Raw genomic sequence first — 18,673 nt, 5'->3', positions numbered from 1 at the left:
GGTCAAGCGGGCGCCTGGCGCGATGCCCAGAGGGCCAGCGCGTGGGCGAGAAGGTCGGCGGTCGGGTCGGAGGACGCGGCGCTCGGCTCTCCTGCGGCGGGCAGTGCGCGCCGGGGGCCCGTGAGCCGCTCGTCGTAGTGGGCGCGGGGGGCGCGCTCGCGCAGGAGGGCGACGGTCTGCCGGAAGTTCTGGAGGCTGACGGGGGCGATCCGATCACCGAGCCAGGTGTAGGAGGCGCTCCGCTCTCGCAGGATCCAGGGAAGCTCGCCGCTGCGCCGGTAGAGGTAGAGCACCTCGGCGCGCTCGTCGCTGACGCGGGTCTGCTGGCGGGTCACGGTCTTCGTCATCACCAGGCCGCCGGTGGTCACGGCACGACCGAGGCCGATCTTCTGTTCCTTGACCTCGACGGTGGTCTCCAACCGAACGCGCTGGGAGGCGCGGATCAGCGCCAGGATGTCCTCGAAGGGCAAGCGCCCCAGGGCTCCGGGGGTGTGCGTGGCAGCGGGCTCCTCGGCGGTGATGCCCTCCGGATCGAGGCGTCCGCGCCGCAGCGGGAGCATCTCGCCGCTGGGAACGATGGCCGACGCGTCGAAGGCGACGGCCTCGTGGCCGCGACCGCGGACGGATCGGAGCAGCGCGCGTGCGCGGTCTGGATCCGGCGTGGTGAGCACCACGGCGGGGGTGCCGGAGGTGAGGTGCAGGCGCTGCTCGTAGGCCGTCGAGCCGAGGTCCGTGGCGAGCGCCGCTGCCTCGGCTTCGAGGGGCGTATGCAGCGCGATGATCGCCACGACGAACATCGCTCCAGCGTATCACGGCGAGTGCCGCGGGCCGCGAAGGCGGGGAGGACGGCGGAGACCACGCGGGTGGCGCGGGGTCGCGCGAGGTCGCGCGAGGTCGCTGGTGGCCTCGCACATGGACGGCTGAGAGGTGGCCGGTTAGCATCGCGCCGCCGCACGGCGGTGAGGAGATCTCCCATGTACAGCACGGAACTCTCGGGCGTCCGGCACCGTCTCGTCGATACGAACGGGATCCAGATGCACGTCGCGGAGGCGGGGACCGGCTACCCCGTCGTCTTCTGCCATGGCTTCCCCGAGCTCTGGTACTCGTGGCGTCATCAGATGCTGGCGCTCGCGGCCGCGGGGTTTCATGCCATCGCGCCCGACATGCGGGGTTACGGGGGCACGGAGGCGCCCCCCGAGATCTCGGCCTACACCCAGTACCTGCTCGTGGGTGACGTGATCGGGCTGCTCGATGCGCTCGGCCTGCCGAAGGCGGTGGTGGTGGGTCACGACTGGGGTGGCTCCGTCGCGTGGCAGGTCGCGCTGCGGCACCCCGAGCGGGTCGAGCGGGTCGTCAGCCTCAACACGCCCTACTTTCCGGCGAGCCCTGTGCCGTTCTCCACCGCGTACCGGGAGGTCTCGGGGCGCACCGGCAAGCCGTTCTACGTGGACTACTTCCTGCGGCCGGGCCGGGCCGAGGCAGAGCTCGAAGCCGATGTGCGCCTGACCTTCCAGAAGCTGATGCGCCCTGCGGCCCATGCCGGAGACATGCTGGCGTTCGCGCACGTGAACGACGATGACAGCGGCGTGCTCACCGGCATCGGCCCGGGCGAGACGCTGCTCACGGAGGCGGAGCTCGACGTGTACGTCGGCACCTACCAGAAGACGGGATTCCGGGGGGGGCTGTCCTGGTATCGCGCCGCTGACCTCTCCTGGGAAGAGGAGCGGCACCTCTCCTCGCCGCTGATCACGGTGCCCGCCCTGATGGTGACGGCGGAGCGGGATTCCGTGCTCAGGCCCGATCTCGTGGCGCTGATGCGACCCTTCGTCCAGGACCTGCGCGTGGCTCAGGTGCCCGACTGTGCCCACTGGACGCAGCAGGAGAAGCCGGACATCGTGAACGCCCTGTTGCTCGATTTCCTGCGGGATCTCGGCGCTTCTCGCTGAGGCGCCCGCAGCATCGCGCTCCGCTCGCGCCGTGGTGCACCGCCTCGCGCTACCGCAGAGACGCAGAGACGCAGAGACCACCGATTGGAGACGTAGAAGCCCATGTCCTTTCCCGCCGAGGGGCGTTCCCCCGCAGATCTCCTCGCCGCCCTCGAACAGAAGAAGGCCCGCGACGTCCCCTGGGCCAAGGGGAGGGTGTTCGCGTACATCTATGACGCCGGGCCGGAGGCGATGCAGCTCGTCAAGGCGGCCAATGCGCTGTTCTTGACCGAGAACGGCCTCGATCCCACGTCGTTCCCTTCGGTGCTGGAGATGGAGCGGGACGTCATCGCCGCCGCCATCGATCTGATGAACGGCGGCCCGGGAGCGAAGGGGAGCATGACCTCGGGCGGCACCGAGAGCATTCTCCTCTCGGTCAAGACGGCGCGCGACCACGCGCGCGCGGTGCGCCCTGAGATCCAGAAGCCCGAGGTCGTCCTGCCCGAGACCACGCACCCCGCGTTCTTCAAGGCGTGCGCGTACTTCGACGTGAAGCCGGTGGTGGTGCCCGTCGACCCGTCGACCTTCTGCGCCTCACCGTCGGCGATGGAGGCGGCGATCACGCCGGACACGATCATGATCGTGGGGTCGGCGCCCTCCTATGCGCTCGGCGTTATCGACCCCATCCGCGAGCTCGGTGAGATCGCCCTGAAGCACAAGCTGCTGTTCCACGTCGACTGCTGCGTCGGCGGAATGTACCTGCCGTTCGCACGGCGCCTCGGCCACGAGATCCCCGACTTCGATCTTTCGGTGCCCGGAGTGACCCAGCTCTCGCTGGACTTTCACAAGTACGGCTACGCGGCGAAGGGAGCGTCGGCGATCCTCTACAAGGACGGCGATCTGCGGAAGTACCAGATCTTCGCGTGGTCGGGCTGGATCGGGTACACCATCGTGAATCCCACGGTGCAGTCGTCGAAGTCGGGGGGACCCATCGCGGCGTGCTGGGCGATCCTCCATCACCTCGGCATGGCAGGGTACCTCGACCTCGTACGCCGGACGCAGGCCGCCGCCGAGCGGCTGCGCGAGGGGCTCGCGGACATTCCGGGCATCGAGGTCCTCGGCGAGCCGCGGATGAACATGCTCTCGTTCGCGAGCCGCACGGTCGACGTATTCGCGCTGGCCGAGGACATGAAGGAGCGGGGCTGGTACATCCAGCCGCAGTTCGGGTTCTCGAGCTGCCCGCCCAACATCCACCTGTCGGTGGGAGCCGGCAATGCGCCGAACGTGGAGGCGTTCCTCGTGGACCTGCGCGAGGCGGTGGCTGCGCGAGGCGCCCGGGAGCCTGCGGCAGACGCAGTGGAACTCCCCGCGCCGCTCCTCGCGCTCTTCCAGGATCCGCCGCCCGATCTGTTCGACAAGCTGGCATCGATGATCGGCACCGACGGGACGACGATGCCCTCCCGCATGGATGGCATCAACAACCTGATGAACGCGATCCCACCGGCTGTCCGGGATCGCCTCCTCGTCGAGTACATCCACCGCCTCTACGCGCGCTGAACATCGCGCAACATTGCGCAACATCGCGCAACATCGCGCAACATCGCGCAAATGTCGCACCCCCCCACGGTACGTCTCAGGGGCTCTCCTGGCGGCAGAGGCGGTCGACGCGCTGGAGCAGGGTGGGGATCCGGTGCGCGCCGTGCATCGCGCGGATCCACCCCGCGGCCGTCGCCGCGTCCGTGCCGGAGGCCGTCACGTAGAGCGGCTTGCGGCTCACACCGCGCAGCACCGGCTCGGCGAAGCCTTCGGCGCCGTGAAAGCCGGTCTTGGCGACGCCGACCACCACCACCTCGCCGCCGAGCGCCTCGAAGAGGTGGGCACCGAGCCCAGGCCTCCTCTCGGCCGAGAGCCACACGAAGCCATCCACCACGATCGTCGCGAGGGGGGCCTCCACCTGCTGGAGAACGGCCATCAAGCAGGGCAGCTCGCGCAGGTAGAAGGCTCCCGGCTGGTAGGGCGCGACGGGGGCGACGTGGGCGACGTGGGCGCGCTGCTCGTGCGCGTCCGTCCAGGCGCGGAACAGGAGGCACGCGGCAGCGGCGCCTCGTTGTCCGTAGCTCACGTCGAGGCACGCGATCATGACGTCAGCGCAGGCGCAGGCGCTCTCCTGGCCTGATCTGCCCTTCAGCGATGGCCTGCACGTACGTGGGGGCCCGGCCGGTGCGCAGCGCCCGCACGTCGGCGCGCATCGTCGCGGCGTCCGGGTAGCGCTCTCCCTTCGAGAACGCGATGGCTCGGTCCACCACCGTGCACACCGCGGGTGGCACGTGGGGGGCCACCGTGGCGAGCGGCGGGGCCTGCTGCGTCGCGGCCGCGATGAGCAGCATGGTCCCCTCGGCGTCGCCATGCACGAGCCGGCCGGAGAGCAGGTGGAACATCGTCGCGCCCAGCCCGAAGAGATCGGTCCTTCCGTCGATGTCTCTCACGTCGCCGAGTGCCTGCTCCGGGGCCATGTACTCGCAGCTCCCCAGCGCCACCCCCGTCTTGGTGGCCGTCTTCTCGGGCAGATCCGCGAGGCCCTCCAGCAGCGCGTCCTTGGCCCGCGCGATCCCGAAATCGAGCACCTTTACCCGCCCGTCGCGCCCGAGGTGCAGGTTCTCCGGCTTGAGGTCCCGGTGCACGACGCCGTGGGCGTGCGCCACCGAGAGCACGTCGAGCACCTTGTCCGCGAGGGCGAGCACCTCCTCGTAGGGAAGGACGCCGAGGTTCGCCATACGGTCGAACACCGTCTCGCCTTCCAGGAGCTCCATGGCCATGTAGACCGCGCCGTCCTCGGTCACTCCCGACTCCAGCACCTGGGGGAGCCCCTCGCAGAGAGGTCCGACAGCGGCCAGAGCGCTCCCGATCGGGCCTTCGCGGAGGAAGCGCTTGCGCAGCTCGTCGTGCCTCGCCAGGTGGGGGTGCAGCATCTTCAGCGCTGCGACCCAGCCGTCGTCACGGCGGCCGAGGAACACGCTCGCCATGCCGCCCACGCCGATGACCTGCTCCACGGTCCAGGACCCGACCCGTGTGCCCACCCGCTCCGAGGCGGCCCCCTCCTCGTCCGTCTCGATGATCATCGCGCCACACAGGCTACCACCCCGCGCCGCGGAGGGCACCCGTGGTGCCCGGAACGACGCCTCATCCGAGCAGCCGACGCACGAACGCCGACATCGCGTGGAGCACTTCTTCGGGCCGATCCCGGTGGGGGAGATGGCCCACGGCAGGCAGAATCAGCCGCTCCGCAGACCCCTGGACCTGGGCGCAGACCGCCTCGACCTGGGCCAGCGTCCCGTACTCGTCTGCCGTGCCCTGGATGACCAGCACCGGAGCTTTCACGTCCGGCAGCACGCCCTCGATGTTCCAGGCGCGAAACTCGGGGTGGAGCCACACGTCCGTCCAGCCCTCGACCATCGCGTCCGCGTCATCATGCCGCCGCCTGAGCTTCTCCTGCAGCTCGCTCCCGGCGTACGCGCCGCGCAGCGCCGCGATCGCCTGGACACACATCTCCTCCACGAACACGTGCGGGGCCTCCAGCACGAACCCCCGGACACGCACGCGCGTGCTCTCCGGCGAGCCGGCGTGGAGCAAGGCGATGGAGGCGCCGTCCGAGTGTCCCACCAGCACCACATCGTCGACGCCTGCGGCTTCCAGCAGCGCCGGCAGGACCCGGCGCGCTTCCTCGTGCATGAAGGTCACCGCACGGGGCAGGGGAGCCGCTGCCGAGCGCCCGTACCCGCGCCGGCTGTACACGAGGGCCGCGCACCCGGTCGCCTCGGCCAGCGCTGCCGGTAGCTCCCTCCAGCTCCCAGCGCACCCGAGGCCTTCGTGCAGGAACACGAGCGTCGTCCCCGCGGCTGCCCCGTGCCCGGCAATCCGCTCCACTTCCAGCCGGGTTCCATCGACCTCCAGAAAGCTCACCATGCCGCACTTTCCCACGCCGCGAACGCCCGTGCCGCAGTTGACGGGGCCGCGATGAAAGCGCATCCTTGCCGCTCGCTCGACCAGACAGCGAGAAGGGAAGGCGCCGTGATTGTAGCCAGAGTCGTCTCCAGCTCCCGACCCGTCCTCGCCGCCGCGAGCCCGCGCTGCTGACGTCGCTCCGCCCCCACACCCCGGGGGCGTGATGCACCAGAAGCCCGCGACCTCTCCGCGCTGACCCGGCCACCTGCCGGTTGCGCGCGCTCGCGTTCGAGCAGCCCTGGACGGGCGCTGTGCTCGGCCTCGCCGAGACCCCCGTTCCCGGGCGCGCTGGCCCCTCGCCTGCGCGCCCCTGGCTGCAACGCCATGCCCTCGCGGCATGTCAGCGCTCGGAGCTCGCGTCGAATGAACTCTCTCTCGAATGCGTCCGCGTCTTCTTCGTTCTCGTCCGCGTCTTCCCTGTCTTCGTCTCTCGATCGCCTCGGATGGGGCCCCTTCTTCGAGCAGCAGCGCGCGGCGCTCGCCGACCCTGTGGCGCCGGCGCGCATCGCCTCGGGTGGCGGAGGCACCTACCAGGTCCTCACCGAGCGCGGTCCAGAGCGCGCCACCCTGAGCGGCCGGCTCCTCCATCAAGCCGACGAGCCTGCAGCCCTGCCCGCCGTCGGTGACTGGGTGGGCCTCCGTCCGGGAGGCGGTGGCCTCCTCGTGCACCGCTTCGACCGACGCACCTGCCTCCTTCGCAAGGGCGCGGGGCGCAAGGCCGAGGCTCAGGTCCTCGCTGCCAACGTGGACACGGTGATGGTGGTCAGCTCCCTCAACGCGGACTTCAACCCCCGCCGCCTGGAGCGCTACCTGGAAGTCGTCCTCGACAGCGGCGCCCGGCCCGTCTTCGTCCTCAGCAAGGCCGACCTCTGCGAGGACGCCGCCCCTTTTCTCGATGCGGTCCAGGCCATCGCCCCGTCGGCGCCCGTGGTCCTCGTCAGTGCCCTCCTCCGGCAGGGCCTCGACGCGCTTCGTGCGCATGTCGGCGCAGGGGAGACGGTGGTCTTCGTCGGCTCCTCCGGGGTCGGCAAATCCACCCTCGTCAACGGTCTGCTCGGGGTCAGCGTGCAGCGCGAAGGACACATCCGCGAGCACGACGAGCGAGGCCGCCACACCACCACGGGGCGGGAGATCTTCCTGCTCCCGGACGCCGGCCTCCTCATCGACACGCCTGGCATCCGCGAGCTCGAACCGTGGAACCTCGGGGAGGGAGGCCCCGCAGGCTTCGACGACATCCGCGCCCTCGCCGCGTCCTGCCGCTTCCGCGACTGCTCCCACCAGGGCGAGCCTGGTTGCGCCGTGGAGCGCGCGCTCGCCGACGGCACCCTCGTCCCTGACCGCCTCGAAGGCTTCCACAAGCTGGAAGCCGAGGGCCGTTACCTCCGGGAGCGCCACGACGCCCGCGCCCGCGCCGAGACCAAGCGCCACTTCAAGCAGATCAGCCGCTCGCTCCGGCGCCACCCCAAGGGCTGATCGTCAGGCGTCGCGCGCTGGAGATCGGATGCCCCAGGACTACCGGGGCGCCCCGAAATCCTTCGCCCGCGTGCACGCCTCCTCGTCCACTGCCGATGCCAGCCAGCTCGTCAGGCAGCGGTCTGCGTCTTCCCCGGGCACCAGCACCGCTTCTCCCTTGTGGTGCTCCGTGCCGCGTCCCTTCCGCACCAGCGTCAGCCGCTCCGGTTGCCATCCCCCCTCGTCCACCACCTGGCTCAGGATCTCCGGCTCGAGCCCCACCATGGCCTGGTAGTTCGCCCCGTACTCCTCGTCCGTGGTCGACCCCGAGCCCGGCGCGTCCTCCGCGGACAGCCGCAGCCCGCTGCTCCCGTAGAGCCGCAGGTTCCGCTCCGGCTTGCCATGGCAGTCCAGCGTCGCGCACCGGTGCTCCAGGGCGTCCGAGACCTGCGGAAACGTCTCCCGGTCGGGCACGCGCAGCTCCCCCGCGGGTTCGCTCAGAGGTCCACACGCCACGAGCATCGCGGTGGCGATCAGCGCCGCAGCGCTCCCGCTGCACCTCCCCGCCGCTCTCTCGGTGCGCTTCATGGGCACCCGGTCTCCTCGTCGCCCACCTCGAACGGCAGGAGGTACACTCGCCCTGCGGACCGCGGGCCCGCCTCGGCCGTGTGGCACGTCGCGCAGGACCCGTCCCCGTTCACCGGCGACTCCATCTCCTGCTGCCACTCGCCGCGCGAGATCGTCACCCACATCGGGTACTCCGGCGTGTAATCCCCCGGCCGCACGAAGAAGTTCCCCGCGCAGTTCGTCGCTGCCTCGAACGTCTCCCCCCGGCTGTCCACGAGGCTCACGCGCACGAACGGCGCCACCGCGCGCTCCTCGGCCAGCCGGTGGATCGTTCCACCCACCGACAGCGGCGTCGCCGTCGCGCCGTCATGGCACACGAGGCACGGCTGCCCTGGCCGGTGCAGCGGACCGGGAGCGACGCCCGGAGCTTCGGGACCGAGCGCGAGGATCGCCTCCTCCTGCACGGGATCGGTGCATCCGAGCTGCGCGAAAACGAGGCCAGACCCCAGCACGACCGCACCCCCCCTCGTTCTCAGACCCACCATGATGCTTGTCACACGCCCGGCCGTCTCCTAGAGTGAAAACGACATTCAACTTCTCACGCCACTCCATACCTGGACGACCTTGGTCCCGTCAACGACACGCCCCCGCACCCTGGGCGCTCAGCGATACGCGGCGCCCCCCGCGCTCCTGGCAGCCCTCACCCTCCTCGCGGCTGGATGCACCCCCGCGACCCACAGCGACCCCGAGTTCTGGGCACCTCACGCCGGTGACACGAGCGGCGGCGAGCCGGAGCCCGAACCTTCCGGCCCGTCGAGCACCTCCACCACGAGCGGCGGCAGCACCACGCCGACGCCTGCGGACACCCTGCTCACCCTCAGCTTCACCACCGCCACCGTCGGTGGCGAGTACGAGCCCGAGAACGTGGGCGCGGTGTGGGTCACCGACGCGCAGGACACCTTCGTGAAGACCCTCGAAGTCTGGGCCGGAAAGCGCGACGAGCACCTCATCAAATGGCAGTCCGCCTCGGCGGGCCACGACGTCGTCGACGCCATCACCCGCGCCACCCGCCATACCCACGTCGCCCACCAGTCTCTCTGGAACGGCACCGACAACGGCGGGCAGACCGTTCCCGATGGGGCCTACCGCATCTACGTCGAGTTCACCGAGGACAACTCCTCCGAGGGAGAGCCTGCCGGCCCCTGGATGTCCATCGACTTCACGAAGGGCTCTGCCCCCGAGGAGCGCGCGGTCCCCGACCAGCGCAACTTCGCCGGCATTCACCTGTCCCTCACGCCCTGACCGCAGCGTCCTCTCCCCCATGACCGCGATCGCACGACGCTTCACCCCGCGCGCCTTTCCCCTCGGCCGCGTCCTCGCTCTGAACGCGCTCCTCGCTGGCCTTCTGGCCCTCTCCGCGTGCACCCACGTGGTGCCTTACGACCGCGCCCGCCTCGCGCACCCCACCATGGCGATCGGTCCCTCCGCCGGACCTGGTGAGTCCCACATGCAGGCGGTCCACGAAGGCGCGACCGGCGGAGCCGTCGGCGCAGAGAGCGGTTGTGGCTGCAACTGACGCCCCCCCGCGGCGCCCGCACCGCGCCCGCGCCGCCCTCCTCACCGCCCTCCTCGTCGCCGCCCTCCCTGGGCGTGCACGCGCGGCCGAGCCTCGCCCTCCCGTCTTGCCTCCGCAGCGCGCGAACCTCCTCACCCTCTCTCTCGTGCAGGACTTCGGCCTGGGCACGGGCGCAGACGTCTGCTCCAGGCAAAGCCAGCTCGACGAGGGCTTCGCGTGCTTTCGCAGCGGCGGCACCCAGTACCACGGCACCCCCGAGCCTGGCCGCGGCGGCGAGATCGGCTCCTTCCTCCAGCCCGCCACGGCGCGCATCCTCGTCGGCTACGATCGCGTCCTCACAGAGAACCTCTCCCTCGGCCTCCGCCTCGGCTACGTGCTCCAAGGCGGCGGCCCCCGCGAGAGCGGCACCGACGGCTCTAGCTTCCTGCCCTTTCATGGTGAGCTGCGCGCCGCCTACACCTTCGGCGCCACGCCGTTCCGCGAGGCCGGCCTGCGCTTCGCGCTCTTCGTCAACGCCGGCGTGGCCCAGGTCGACACCGAGCACCGCGTCTTCATCCGCGAAGACCAGTCAGTCCCGCCCCCCGTCAGCCAGCTCGACAACCCTCCCACCCAGACCCTGAGCGCCTACCAGCGCTCCGGCACCGGCTTCTTCGGCGGCGGCGCCACCGCGACCTACGCCGTCACCCCTGCTGCAGGCTTCTCCCTCGGCCTCCGCCTCGCCCGCTTCTTCCCCTCCTCAGGCACCATCGCCTCCCCCGAGCTGGGCTTCCTGCTCGGCTTTTAGGTACTGCGTACCCTGAAGCAGGGGCCTTGCGGCCCCTACGCTCCCGTTGGTCGGTACTGCGTACCCTGAAGCAGGGGCCTTGCGGCCCCTACGCTCCCGTTGGTCGCTACCCCCGTGACTTCGCGCGAACGCCGAGCCGAGGACCCGGGAAGAACGTGGGAAACGGAGTGCTGGCGTCACGGCCGGCGTACCGTCTGCCGACGCCCTGTCAGTCGTAGACCGCTTGCACCGATAGCGCCCCGAACAGCGCCTGCCTATGGGTCAGGTAAACTGTATCCAGGTAATGGGTGAAGATGCTGTCCACCTGCAGCGTCGCCGTCCATCCCGTCGCGAGCAGCACCGACATCCCGCCGCCTCCGGTGAGCGAGTTCAGCGGCCCCAGCTCTCGGTCTCCCGTGCGCAGCGTGGGCGCCTCGATCGCCCCTGATGCACCCCGCGAGGCCCCGTAGGCCCGCTCCCAGAAGAACGCCCCGCTCTGCACGTGCACCCGGAGGTGCGGCCACAGCGTCACCCGCCGCCCCACGTCGAACATGTACCGCGCGTCCGTGGTGCTGGCGACGACGCTCCACGTATCCGCGTACGCCCGCTCCTCCAGCCGCAGCGTCGCTCCGCGGAACCGGTAGGCGAGCCTCCCCGTCAGCGCGAACCGCTCCCGGTGCAGCGGCAGCGCCTCCAGCGGCCGCGCGTCCAGCCGCAGCGCGCTCACCTCCGCCACGCTCGCCCCCACCGGCACGCCGCCGGCCACCGTCGGGTCGAACAGCGGCACGTACCGGTAAGGCTTCGCCTGGTTCCCTCGCTCCAGCATCGCGTCGACGCCGAACGCCGCCACCGCGTCTGGATTGATCACCACCGTGAGCCCCCCGGTCAGCGCGTGCTGGGTGAGCACCCGCTGGAACACCGCGAACGGCGTCCCCGCCCTCCCGGCGGTGTCGTGCCGGAAGGCGTACCCCAGCAGCACCGTGTAGTTCTTCTCGTCCAGATCGAGCGACCCTTGCCCGCCCGCCGAGAGCGACAGGTAATCCGGCTCCACGGACACCGACCCTTGCACCCCCACCCGGTAATCCCCGGACTGGACATCGCCATGCAGCGACCCTGCGTGCCTGTGCTCCGTCCACGCAGGCGAAGCCGTCGCCACGATGTCCGGCGATGCTGCGGTCACCACGTCGACCAGGTAGCGCCCACCCACCGACCATCCCCCCGTGGGGCTCTCGATCGTGGTGGCCACCGTCGGCGTGAGCACGTGCACATCGGTGTCGTCCGTGTACCCGGAGACCTCGGAGCTGACCGTCACCGTGAGATCCGAGAGCGCGATCTCCCGGGACCCGGCGGCGCCCGCTGCGCCTGCGGCCCCGATGCTTCCACCCGGCTCTGCGCTGTCAGCGCGCGTGACTCCCGCGACGAAGGACGCCACGAGCAACCCCAGGCCGAGCCACCGCCCGCGCGAAGCCCTCGGCTGACGCATCGCGCCCACCACCCTCACCACTCAGGGCGCCCGGACGACATACGACAGCGACAGCGAGAACGACGTCCCGCTGCTCGGGAAGGTCTGCACGGCCCGCAGGTCGGCCACGGCCGCGCTCTCCCCGAAGAACCGGTACATCACCCCGAACCCCAGCCCCGCGAAGCCCTGACCGAGCTTCACGTAGGCATCCAGCTCCTGCCGCACCGGGTTCGGCCCACCGGGCTGCTCGTTGCTCGCCGGTGTGCACCCTCCGCCCGTCGCCTGGCACTCCTCCACGGCGATCTTCCGTGACGCATCCACCTGCCCGAGCCCGCCGAGCGCCGTCACGAACAGGTTCAACGGCTGCTCGGAGTCGAGCCCGCCCAGCACCCAGAACGCGACCCGTCCTTCCATGTGCAGCGGCATGAACGCCGCCCCTTGCGCCGACTGCGGCCCACCGCCGAACGCGATCCCGAGCCGTCCTCCCGCGCTCAACCACGGCAGCAGCGATCGCTCCGCGTGCAGCAGGATCCGCGTCGTCCCGTAGGCCAGCGTCGCTGCGCCTTCGCCCGACGCTCCCGCTGGCGCTCCCAGGTACTGCTCGCCGTCCTGCCGGAAGCACGCATAGCGCCCTGTGGATTGACCTTCGCGGCCGCACACGTCGCCGCCTGGCAGGAGCACGGTATCCATCTGCAGCGCAGAGCCGATCCACCACGCCGGTCTGCCTGGTGATGCCGCCGGTGCGGCCGTTGCGGTCGGTGCGATCGGTGCAGCCGTCGAAGCCGCCTGGGCCTGCACTGGCTGCCCGCCGAGCTGCCCGGCCGACACGCCTCCGGGAGAGGCCTCGGCGAGCGTGGTGTGCAGCGAGGCCGTGACCACGCTGAGGGAAAGGAGAGCGCGTCTGAGCGTCGCACGGGGCGCGCCCAACCTGGACGACCACAGCATGTTCATTCCGCGACGGCCGCCCACCCCTCCCGTGGGGGCGTCCAAGGAGCCTCTAGCCGATCACGTTCCCGCCTATGCCGCCACCGCCGGTGCCGCCCCCAGCGCCGCCGGTGCCACCCCCAGCGCCGCCAGCGCCGCCGGTGCCACCCCCATCACCAACCCCGCCATCCGGCAGGTCATCGTCGTCATCGTCGTCATCGTCGTCGTCGTCGTCGTCGTCGTCGTCGTCGTCGCTGTCGTCGCCGCCGGTTCCTGCGCCAGCGCCTCCGCTGCCATTGACGCCAGCGCCAGCGCCTCCGCTGCCACTGGCACCTGCGCCACCGGTTCCGCCATCGCCCCCGACGCCGGTGCCGGTCGTGCCGTCCTGGGACGAGGTGTCCCCGTCGCCGTAGTCCAGCTCATCCATCGCCGCGCACGCGGGCGCGACGATGGGGGCGGCGAAGAGGAAAGCGAATCCTGCGAGGGCAGTCAGAGTCGGACGCTTGATGCGGAGTCCCATGCGGGTTCCTCGGTTGGCTTGCGCAGCACACGGCTCCGTTGCAGCGCCCACAGGTCCGGTGAGTTGCCGTCCGGTGCGCTGCTCACGAAGCGAGCGGTGAAGATGTGAAAATAACTTTCAACTTCACGCTAGTGGAGGACGCGGCTGGGTGTCAACACCCGCACGCCCCCCGTCTCTTCGCCGCGCGCCCGTTCGTCAGCTCCGCATCCCGGGAGCTTCGTGACCGCTCTGGGCCACGTACTCCAGGTAGCCGCCGCCATAGACCCGGGGTCCCTCCGGCAAGAGCTCCAGCACCCGGTTCGACAGCGCCCCGAGGAAGTGCCGGTCGTGGGACACGAACAGCATCGTCCCCTCGAAGTCGGCGAGCGCGTTGATGAGCATCTCCTTCGTCGCCATGTCGAGGTGGTTGGTGGGCTCGTCGAGCACCAGGAAGTTCGGCGGGTCGTAGAGCATCTTCGCGAGCACGAGCCGCGCCTTCTCTCCGCCGCTCAGGATCCGGCACGGCTTGTCCACGTCGTCGCCCGGAAACCCGAACACCCCGGCCAGCGTCCGGAGCGCCCCCGGCGACGCCAGCGGGAATGCCCCGGTCAGCGTCTCCCACACGCTCTGCGCCGGGTCGAGCAGCTCCATCGCGTGCTGCGCGAAGTACGCCATCTTCACGCTGCCCCCCACGTTGATCCGCCCCGCGTCGGGCTTCGACTCCCCCGCGATGAGCTTCAGCAGCGTCGACTTCCCCGCCCCGTTCACCCCCATCACGCACCAGCGCTCGCGTCGCCGGATGAGCAGATCGAGCCCGCTGTAGATGGGCCTCTTCCCGTACGCCTTCTTCAGCCCCTCCACCCGCGCCACGTCCTCGCCCGAGCGCGGCGGCGACCTGAAGTCGAAGGTCAGCGTCTTCCTTCGGCGCGGCGGCTCCACCTTCTCGATCTTCTCGAGCTTCTTCACCCGCGACTGCACCTGCGCCGCCTTCGCGGCCTGCGCCTTGAACCGCTCGATGAAGCGCATCTCCTTCGCCAGCATCGCCTGCTGCCGCTCGTACTGCGCCTCCGCCTGCTGCTCGTGCACCGCGCGCTGCTTCTCGTAGAAGTCGTAGTTCCCCGAGTACGTCGTCAGCTCGCCCCCGTCGATCTCCAGGATCTTCGAGACGATCCGGTTCATGAACTCCCGGTCGTGAGAGGTCATGAGCAGCGCGCCCTCGTACTGCTTCAGGTAGCTCTCCAGCCACAGGATCGACTCCAGATCCAGGTGGTTGGTCGGCTCGTCGAGCAGCAGCGCGTCGGGACGCATGAGCAGGATGCGCGCGAGCGCGACGCGCATCTTCCACCCGCCGGAGAGCGCCCCCACGTCGCCGTCCATTACCTCCTGCGCGAACCCGAGCCCCGCCAGGATCTCCCGCGCCCGCGCGTCGAGCGCGTACCCGCCCAGCTCCTCGTAGCGCGCCTGCACGTGGCCGAACCGCTCCACGAGCGTGTCCATCTCGTCCATCCGCTCCGGATCCGCGAGCGCGTGCTCCAGCTCCGCGAGCTCCGCCGCCACCGCCGACACGGGGCCTGCGCCGTCGAGCGTCGCGGCGACCACCGTCTTGCCGCTCATCTCGCCGACATCCTGGCTGAAGTAGCCGATGGTCACCCCGCGATCGACGGCGACCTGCCCGTCATCGGGAGCCTCCTCGCGGGTGATGAGCCGGAAGATGGTGGTCTTGCCAGCGCCGTTCGGCCCCACCAGGCCGATCTTCTCGCCGCGGTTCATCGCGGCGCTGGCCTCCAGGAACAGAATCTGCCGACCGTGTTGCTTGCTGATGGAATCGAGGCGGATCATGGAATGGCGTGCCGACGGCTAGAGGACTCGGGGACGCGAAAGGGCCCGCGGGTCTATCACACGCCTCGGCTTCCCTGCGAGCGCCTCAGACAAGCGGCCGGAGGGCACGGGCGCGCTCGCGTGCTCGAGTCCGCTGTCCACGGCGCAGGCCGAGCACCCCGAGGAGGAGCCAACCTGCGCCGAGACCACCGCGCTCCGGTGTGGCGCCCGTGGTGCACGCGCAGCCTCTTCCCCAGAGCAGCGCCTCGTCCGCCGTCGCCCCGGCGCCAGAGCCAGTCGTCCCGGAAGGTGCGGCCCCCCCGCCGCCGACGCCCGCGCCTCCAGCGCCGTTGCCACCGACGCCCGCGCCTCCAGCGCCGTTGCCCCCGGTGCCATTCCCCCCGGCGCCGTTGCCGCCGACGCCCGCGCCTCCAGCCCCGTTGCCCCCAGCGCCCGCGCCACCGCCGCCCGCGCCACCGCCGCCCGCGCCCGGATCGACGGCGCACTCACCGTCCAGACACTCCCCGTCGGGGCACGGCGTGCCGTCTTCCTTGTCGACCGCGAGGCACGCGCCGCTCGCCGGATCGCACCTCCCCGCCTGGCACACCTCCCCCACCGGGTCCGCGCACACCACCGCCGAGCCGCCCGCGCAGACGCCGGCCTGGCAGGTATCGGCCACCGTGCAGGCGTTGCTGTCGTCGCATGGCTTGCCGGTCGCTGGCCCGCAGGTCCCGTTCAACGAGGCGCCGGCCGCCACGGAGCACGCCTGGCACGCGTCGTCGTCGCACGCCACGTCGCAGCAGACCCCGTCGGCGCAGAACCCGCTCAGGCACCCGTCCGCGTCGACGCACGGCTCACCGAGTTCCCCCTCCATCAGCCCGATGAAGATGTACGCGGAACCTCTGCCCCCGTCACTGAACGGGGCGCCGAGGAGCGCCGTGCCCCCGTCGAGCGCGATCGCGCCGCCGAACTGATCGGATTGACTGGCATCGGCCGGGAACAGCTTCTGGCGCTCGACCCAGACGCCGCCGGAGCGCGCGAACACGTAGGCCGCGCCCGCGAACGTCCCATGGGTGTCGTCCGCGGACGCGCCGAGCAGGATGGTGTTGCCCGAGATGGCGACGGCCCGGCCGATGCCGTCCTCCAGCGCGTCGGAGGGGAGCAGCTTCTGCTGCTGTGACCAGAGCGCGCCGGAGCGGCTGAACACATACGCGGCGCCCGAGTACTCGTTCGAGACGGTGTTCGCGTTGTCGTTGAGGGCGCCGATGACCGCCGTATCGCCGGAGAGCGCGAGGTCGTGGCCGAAGCGGTAGGTGCTGTCGCCGTTCTCCGGGAACAGCTTCTGCTGCTCGGTCCAGACACCTCCCGAGCGCACGAAGACGTAGGTCGTTCCCATGCTGCCCGTGGGGCTGGATTGATCCTCGGCGCCGAGGAGCGCCGTGTCTCCGGAGATCGCCACCGACCTGGAGAAGTCGGCGTCGGCGCTCGGCGTCGAGGGGACCAGCCGCTGCTGCTCGGTCCACACCCCGCCCGCCCGCGTGAAGACGTAGGCTGCCCCGGCTTGAAAGAGGGGCGCGTTCTCTTCGGGGGCGCCCAGGATCAGCGTGTCTCCCGAGATGGCGCCGGAGCGGAATGCCCGTTGAGAAGGTGCCTGAAATTTCTGTTGCTCCGTCCAGACCCCGCCGCTGCGCACGAAGACATAGACGAAATGACTCAGGCCCCCGATCGCGCGTCCTCCCCCCACGGCCAGGGTGTCCCCGGACAGCGACACGAACGAGCCGAGTTTGCTCCCGGAAGACGCGTCGCTCGGCACGAGCTGCTGCTGCAGGCTCCAGACCTCCCCCGAGCGCACGAACACGTAAGCGGAGCCTCCCCAGGGGACTCCAAAGTTGGTCCTGTACCAGGTCATCACGGCCGTGTTGCCGGCGACGGCCACATGCTGTCCCACCTCCGCAGTCTGTGGCGCATTGACGGGCAGGAGCTTCTGCTGCTCCGTCCACACCAGCGGATCGACCACCACCGGATAGGTCGCGCCTGCGTCGTCGACGTGGATCGTCAACGTCCCCTCGTCGAGCGCGAGCCGCGCCGGGAGCACCTTCCCCGCCGCGTCCACCACGTGCAGATCGCTGTAGCGCAGCACCTCCTCCCCGGAGCCGTCGCGCAGCGAGAGCGCATCGCCCGCGCTGGTGAGGGTCGCCGCGAGGTCTCCCCCGATCTCCACCTCGATGGCCAGCCCCGCGCCCCCGGCGCTCCCCGCGACCGCGCAGGGCCGCTCCGGCAAGGTGAAGCCTTGCTCCAGCCCCAGCGGCCCGTTGACGTACCACTCCGTCAGGCCCTCGCGCGCGAACGTCACCCGGTTGCCGTCCACCTCGGGCTCCACGGCCTGCGCGGCGAGGCGCTCCTGCGCGTCCTCCGCGAGACCTCCCGCGTCAGCGCAGCCCCAGGCCCGCGGCGTGAGCCCGAAGCTCCACCCGGCGTCTCCGCGCGTCGGCGCGAGCCACACCCCGGCCGCCGACAGCTCCGTGATCAGGCCCTGGGCAGGGTTGTCGGCGATGACGCCGGCCGCGCCAGCGATCGCCTCGTACTCCGTCGGAGCGTCGGCCTGCACGGCCGCGATGTACGCCGCGCGCAGCGCTCGTGAGGGCTCCGGGGTCGTCGCTTCCTGCGGTGGCGTCTCCACCGCGGCGGCTGGAGGAGCTGCGCCACCCGCGTGCATTTCGGGGATGTCGGGCGACGCATCCGCGCCGCACGACGCCACCATCAGCAGCGAGGCGAATGCTCCAAACGTCTGTGGCCTCCGAAACTGGGGCGATTTGGGGCTCATTCTTCCAGCACTATCACAATCACCCCGGTGTCCCTGGAAATCCTCCGGCGTCGCGCCGCTCGGTGGATGCGCGTGTCGGCATCCAGCGACGCTTGTGCGTACGGGTGGGAATGGCGGTGCCCGGCACGCGCCTCCGCGGAGGACCCTCAGCCGGTCCCGTCGTCCCAGGCCGAGGTGTGCTCTCCCGTCTTGCCTTCGATCGGCGGTTCCGCGCTCCCCGAGGCTCCCTCGCGGGCGGGCTCCTTCGCAGGCTTCCTCTTGCGGCCATGCCGCGTCTCCGCCTCCTCCACGGAATGCGACTCGCCGAGGTTCCCGTCCCGCTTCGCCAGGGCCGCGAGCGCCGCGAAGTGCTTGTGCAGCAGACGCAGCTCGTCCTCGCTCAGGTCCTCGACGTCGATGAGACGGTTGCTCGCCCCCTTCATCGCGGCCACCAGCTCGTTCAGCTTGATCTGCACCGCCAGCGAGTCCTTGTTCTGGCTGCGCTGGATCAGGAACACCATCAGGAACGTGACGATCGTCGTCCCGGTGGCGCGCTCGAGCCAGCGCCCCACGGCCGATCCCGACTTCTTCGCCTTGCGGCGCCCTGCGTGCTTGCCAGCCCTCCCACTCACCTCGTGCCTCCTTCCGTCACGCCCGTCACGCCGCCCGGAGCCCGCGCGAGGACGCTTCCGCGAGGCGCCCGCTCCCCCGACGCCCGCGGGCGCGGCGCAAGCCGAGCACCCCGAGCAGGAGCCAGCCCGCGCCGAGGCCACCTCGCTCCGAGGCGCTGCCCGTCGTGCACGCGCACCCCCTCCCCCAGACGAGCAAGTCGTCGCCCGTGGCGCCTGCGCCCGCCCCCAGCTCGGCTACTTCTACGACGAG

Annotated in this window: 19 protein-coding genes; 6 read left to right on the top strand and 13 right to left on the bottom strand. The window is 70.8% G+C overall.

The genetic code is table 11. The annotated features are described in order from the left end of the window. Positions 1-2: 2 nt before the first annotated feature. Positions 3-797 (bottom strand): hypothetical protein, encoded by a 795-nt coding sequence (locus CAP_RS29175; RefSeq protein ID WP_044246944.1) that lies wholly within the window; start codon positions 795-797, stop codon positions 3-5. A 177-nt stretch (positions 798-974) separates the two neighbouring features. On the opposite strand from CAP_RS29175, the gene CAP_RS29170 reads away from it, so the two are divergent. Together CAP_RS29170 and CAP_RS29165 are read left to right on the top strand one after the other, a co-directional pair. Further along, positions 975-1,946: an alpha/beta fold hydrolase gene (locus tag CAP_RS29170; protein ID WP_044246943.1), complete on the top strand. Its 972-nt coding sequence runs from the start codon at positions 975-977 to the stop codon at positions 1,944-1,946. A gap of 102 nt (positions 1,947-2,048) precedes the next feature. After that, the gene (locus CAP_RS29165; RefSeq protein WP_044246942.1) at positions 2,049-3,482 is read left to right on the top strand and encodes a pyridoxal phosphate-dependent decarboxylase family protein; all 1,434 of its coding nucleotides are present in this window, start codon (positions 2,049-2,051) and stop codon (positions 3,480-3,482) included. 76 nt (positions 3,483-3,558) lie between these two features. Here the strand turns inward: CAP_RS29165 and CAP_RS29160 are convergent, their stop codons facing one another. The 3 genes from CAP_RS29160 to CAP_RS29150 all read right to left on the bottom strand — a co-directional run bounded on the left by CAP_RS29160 (position 3,559) and on the right by CAP_RS29150 (position 5,951). Next, positions 3,559-4,065 carry an endonuclease V gene (locus CAP_RS29160; protein ID WP_044246941.1) on the bottom strand — a complete coding sequence of 169 codons (507 nt, stop codon included), beginning with the start codon at positions 4,063-4,065 and terminating at the stop codon, positions 3,559-3,561. 4 nt (positions 4,066-4,069) lie between these two features. Beyond that, complete coding sequence (locus CAP_RS29155; RefSeq protein ID WP_044246940.1) at positions 4,070-5,044, bottom strand: serine/threonine-protein kinase; 975 nt, start codon at positions 5,042-5,044, stop codon at positions 4,070-4,072. A 61-nt stretch (positions 5,045-5,105) separates the two neighbouring features. Then, positions 5,106-5,951: an alpha/beta fold hydrolase gene (locus CAP_RS29150; RefSeq protein ID WP_231511753.1), complete on the bottom strand. Its 846-nt coding sequence runs from the start codon at positions 5,949-5,951 to the stop codon at positions 5,106-5,108. 339 nt (positions 5,952-6,290) lie between these two features. On the opposite strand from CAP_RS29150, the gene rsgA reads away from it, so the two are divergent. Next, positions 6,291-7,400, top strand: a complete 1,110-nt coding sequence (gene rsgA / locus CAP_RS29145; protein WP_052376261.1) for a ribosome small subunit-dependent GTPase A — start codon at positions 6,291-6,293, stop codon at positions 7,398-7,400. A gap of 39 nt (positions 7,401-7,439) precedes the next feature. Here rsgA and CAP_RS29140 read toward each other — a convergent pair whose 3' ends face one another. Then, a complete protein-coding gene (locus CAP_RS29140; protein ID WP_044246938.1) occupies positions 7,440-7,967 on the bottom strand; it encodes a hypothetical protein in 528 nt (175 codons plus the stop codon). Then, positions 7,964-8,458: a hypothetical protein gene (locus CAP_RS29135; RefSeq protein WP_044246937.1), complete on the bottom strand. Its 495-nt coding sequence runs from the start codon at positions 8,456-8,458 to the stop codon at positions 7,964-7,966. The genes CAP_RS29140 and CAP_RS29135 overlap by 4 nt, the downstream gene beginning before the upstream one ends. A gap of 112 nt (positions 8,459-8,570) precedes the next feature. Here CAP_RS29135 and CAP_RS29130 point away from each other — a divergent pair, with 112 nt between their 5' ends. Genes CAP_RS29130 through CAP_RS29120 form a run of 3 tightly spaced genes read left to right on the top strand, consistent with a single transcriptional unit; the run spans position 8,571 to position 10,306 of the window. After that, positions 8,571-9,248 (top strand): DUF2271 domain-containing protein, encoded by a 678-nt coding sequence (locus CAP_RS29130; RefSeq protein WP_044246936.1) that lies wholly within the window; start codon positions 8,571-8,573, stop codon positions 9,246-9,248. Between the two features lie 19 nt (positions 9,249-9,267). Continuing rightward, a complete protein-coding gene (locus CAP_RS52665; RefSeq protein WP_052376259.1) occupies positions 9,268-9,522 on the top strand; it encodes a DUF4266 domain-containing protein in 255 nt (84 codons plus the stop codon). Next, positions 9,509-10,306 carry a hypothetical protein gene (locus CAP_RS29120; protein ID WP_044246935.1) on the top strand — a complete coding sequence of 266 codons (798 nt, stop codon included), beginning with the start codon at positions 9,509-9,511 and terminating at the stop codon, positions 10,304-10,306. The genes CAP_RS52665 and CAP_RS29120 overlap by 14 nt, the downstream gene beginning before the upstream one ends. Positions 10,307-10,514: 208 nt before the next feature. Here the strand turns inward: CAP_RS29120 and CAP_RS29115 are convergent, their stop codons facing one another. The 7 genes from CAP_RS29115 to CAP_RS52660 all read right to left on the bottom strand — a co-directional run. Next, positions 10,515-11,768 (bottom strand): DUF3570 domain-containing protein, encoded by a 1,254-nt coding sequence (locus CAP_RS29115; protein WP_156041231.1) that lies wholly within the window; start codon positions 11,766-11,768, stop codon positions 10,515-10,517. A gap of 21 nt (positions 11,769-11,789) precedes the next feature. After that, positions 11,790-12,626, bottom strand: a complete 837-nt coding sequence (locus CAP_RS29110; protein ID WP_156041230.1) for a hypothetical protein — start codon at positions 12,624-12,626, stop codon at positions 11,790-11,792. 118 nt (positions 12,627-12,744) lie between these two features. Continuing rightward, positions 12,745-13,191: a hypothetical protein gene (locus tag CAP_RS51070; RefSeq protein ID WP_052376257.1), complete on the bottom strand. Its 447-nt coding sequence runs from the start codon at positions 13,189-13,191 to the stop codon at positions 12,745-12,747. A 195-nt stretch (positions 13,192-13,386) separates the two neighbouring features. After that, positions 13,387-15,009, bottom strand: coding sequence for an ABC-F family ATP-binding cassette domain-containing protein (locus CAP_RS29100; RefSeq protein ID WP_044246932.1), 1,623 nt, complete (start codon positions 15,007-15,009; stop codon positions 13,387-13,389). Positions 15,010-15,094: 85 nt separating this feature from the next. After that, complete coding sequence (locus CAP_RS45785) at positions 15,095-17,812, bottom strand: FG-GAP repeat protein (RefSeq protein WP_081865371.1); 2,718 nt, start codon at positions 17,810-17,812, stop codon at positions 15,095-15,097. A gap of 146 nt (positions 17,813-17,958) precedes the next feature. Continuing rightward, on the bottom strand, positions 17,959-18,423 hold the full coding sequence (locus CAP_RS45780) for a low affinity iron permease family protein (protein ID WP_052376254.1): 465 nt from the start codon (positions 18,421-18,423) through the stop codon (positions 17,959-17,961). Positions 18,424-18,448: 25 nt separating this feature from the next. Further along, on the bottom strand, positions 18,449-18,673 hold a 225-nt coding region (locus tag CAP_RS52660; RefSeq protein ID WP_044246931.1), incomplete at its 5' end, for a hypothetical protein.

It is taken from the genome of Chondromyces apiculatus DSM 436, assembly GCF_000601485.1.
Taxonomy (GTDB): domain Bacteria; phylum Myxococcota_A; class Polyangia; order Polyangiales; family Polyangiaceae; genus Chondromyces; species Chondromyces apiculatus.
Note: the sequence above shows the minus strand (reverse complement) of the source record. Positions and strands in the feature narration are given on the sequence as shown.

What these genes read in the sequence shown, in the direction of transcription:
- CAP_RS29175 (WP_044246944.1), bottom strand. Translation starts at nt 797, where the DNA reads ATGTTCGTCGTGGCGATCATCGCGCTGCATACGCCCCTCGAAGCCGAG.
- CAP_RS29170 (WP_044246943.1), top strand. Translation starts at nt 975, where the DNA reads ATGTACAGCACGGAACTCTCGGGCGTCCGGCACCGTCTCGTCGATACG.
- CAP_RS29165 (WP_044246942.1), top strand. Translation starts at nt 2,049, where the DNA reads ATGTCCTTTCCCGCCGAGGGGCGTTCCCCCGCAGATCTCCTCGCCGCC.
- CAP_RS29160 (WP_044246941.1), bottom strand. Translation starts at nt 4,065, where the DNA reads ATGATCGCGTGCCTCGACGTGAGCTACGGACAACGAGGCGCCGCTGCC.
- CAP_RS29155 (WP_044246940.1), bottom strand. Translation starts at nt 5,044, where the DNA reads ATGATCATCGAGACGGACGAGGAGGGGGCCGCCTCGGAGCGGGTGGGC.
- CAP_RS29150 (WP_231511753.1), bottom strand. Translation starts at nt 5,951, where the DNA reads ATGCGCTTTCATCGCGGCCCCGTCAACTGCGGCACGGGCGTTCGCGGC.
- rsgA (WP_052376261.1), top strand. Translation starts at nt 6,291, where the DNA reads ATGAACTCTCTCTCGAATGCGTCCGCGTCTTCTTCGTTCTCGTCCGCG.
- CAP_RS29140 (WP_044246938.1), bottom strand. Translation starts at nt 7,967, where the DNA reads ATGAAGCGCACCGAGAGAGCGGCGGGGAGGTGCAGCGGGAGCGCTGCG.
- CAP_RS52665 (WP_052376259.1), top strand. Translation starts at nt 9,268, where the DNA reads ATGACCGCGATCGCACGACGCTTCACCCCGCGCGCCTTTCCCCTCGGC.
- CAP_RS29115 (WP_156041231.1), bottom strand. Translation starts at nt 11,768, where the DNA reads ATGCGTCAGCCGAGGGCTTCGCGCGGGCGGTGGCTCGGCCTGGGGTTG.
- CAP_RS51070 (WP_052376257.1), bottom strand. Translation starts at nt 13,191, where the DNA reads ATGGGACTCCGCATCAAGCGTCCGACTCTGACTGCCCTCGCAGGATTC.
- CAP_RS29100 (WP_044246932.1), bottom strand. Translation starts at nt 15,009, where the DNA reads ATGATCCGCCTCGATTCCATCAGCAAGCAACACGGTCGGCAGATTCTG.
- CAP_RS45785 (WP_081865371.1), bottom strand. Translation starts at nt 17,812, where the DNA reads ATGAGCCCCAAATCGCCCCAGTTTCGGAGGCCACAGACGTTTGGAGCA.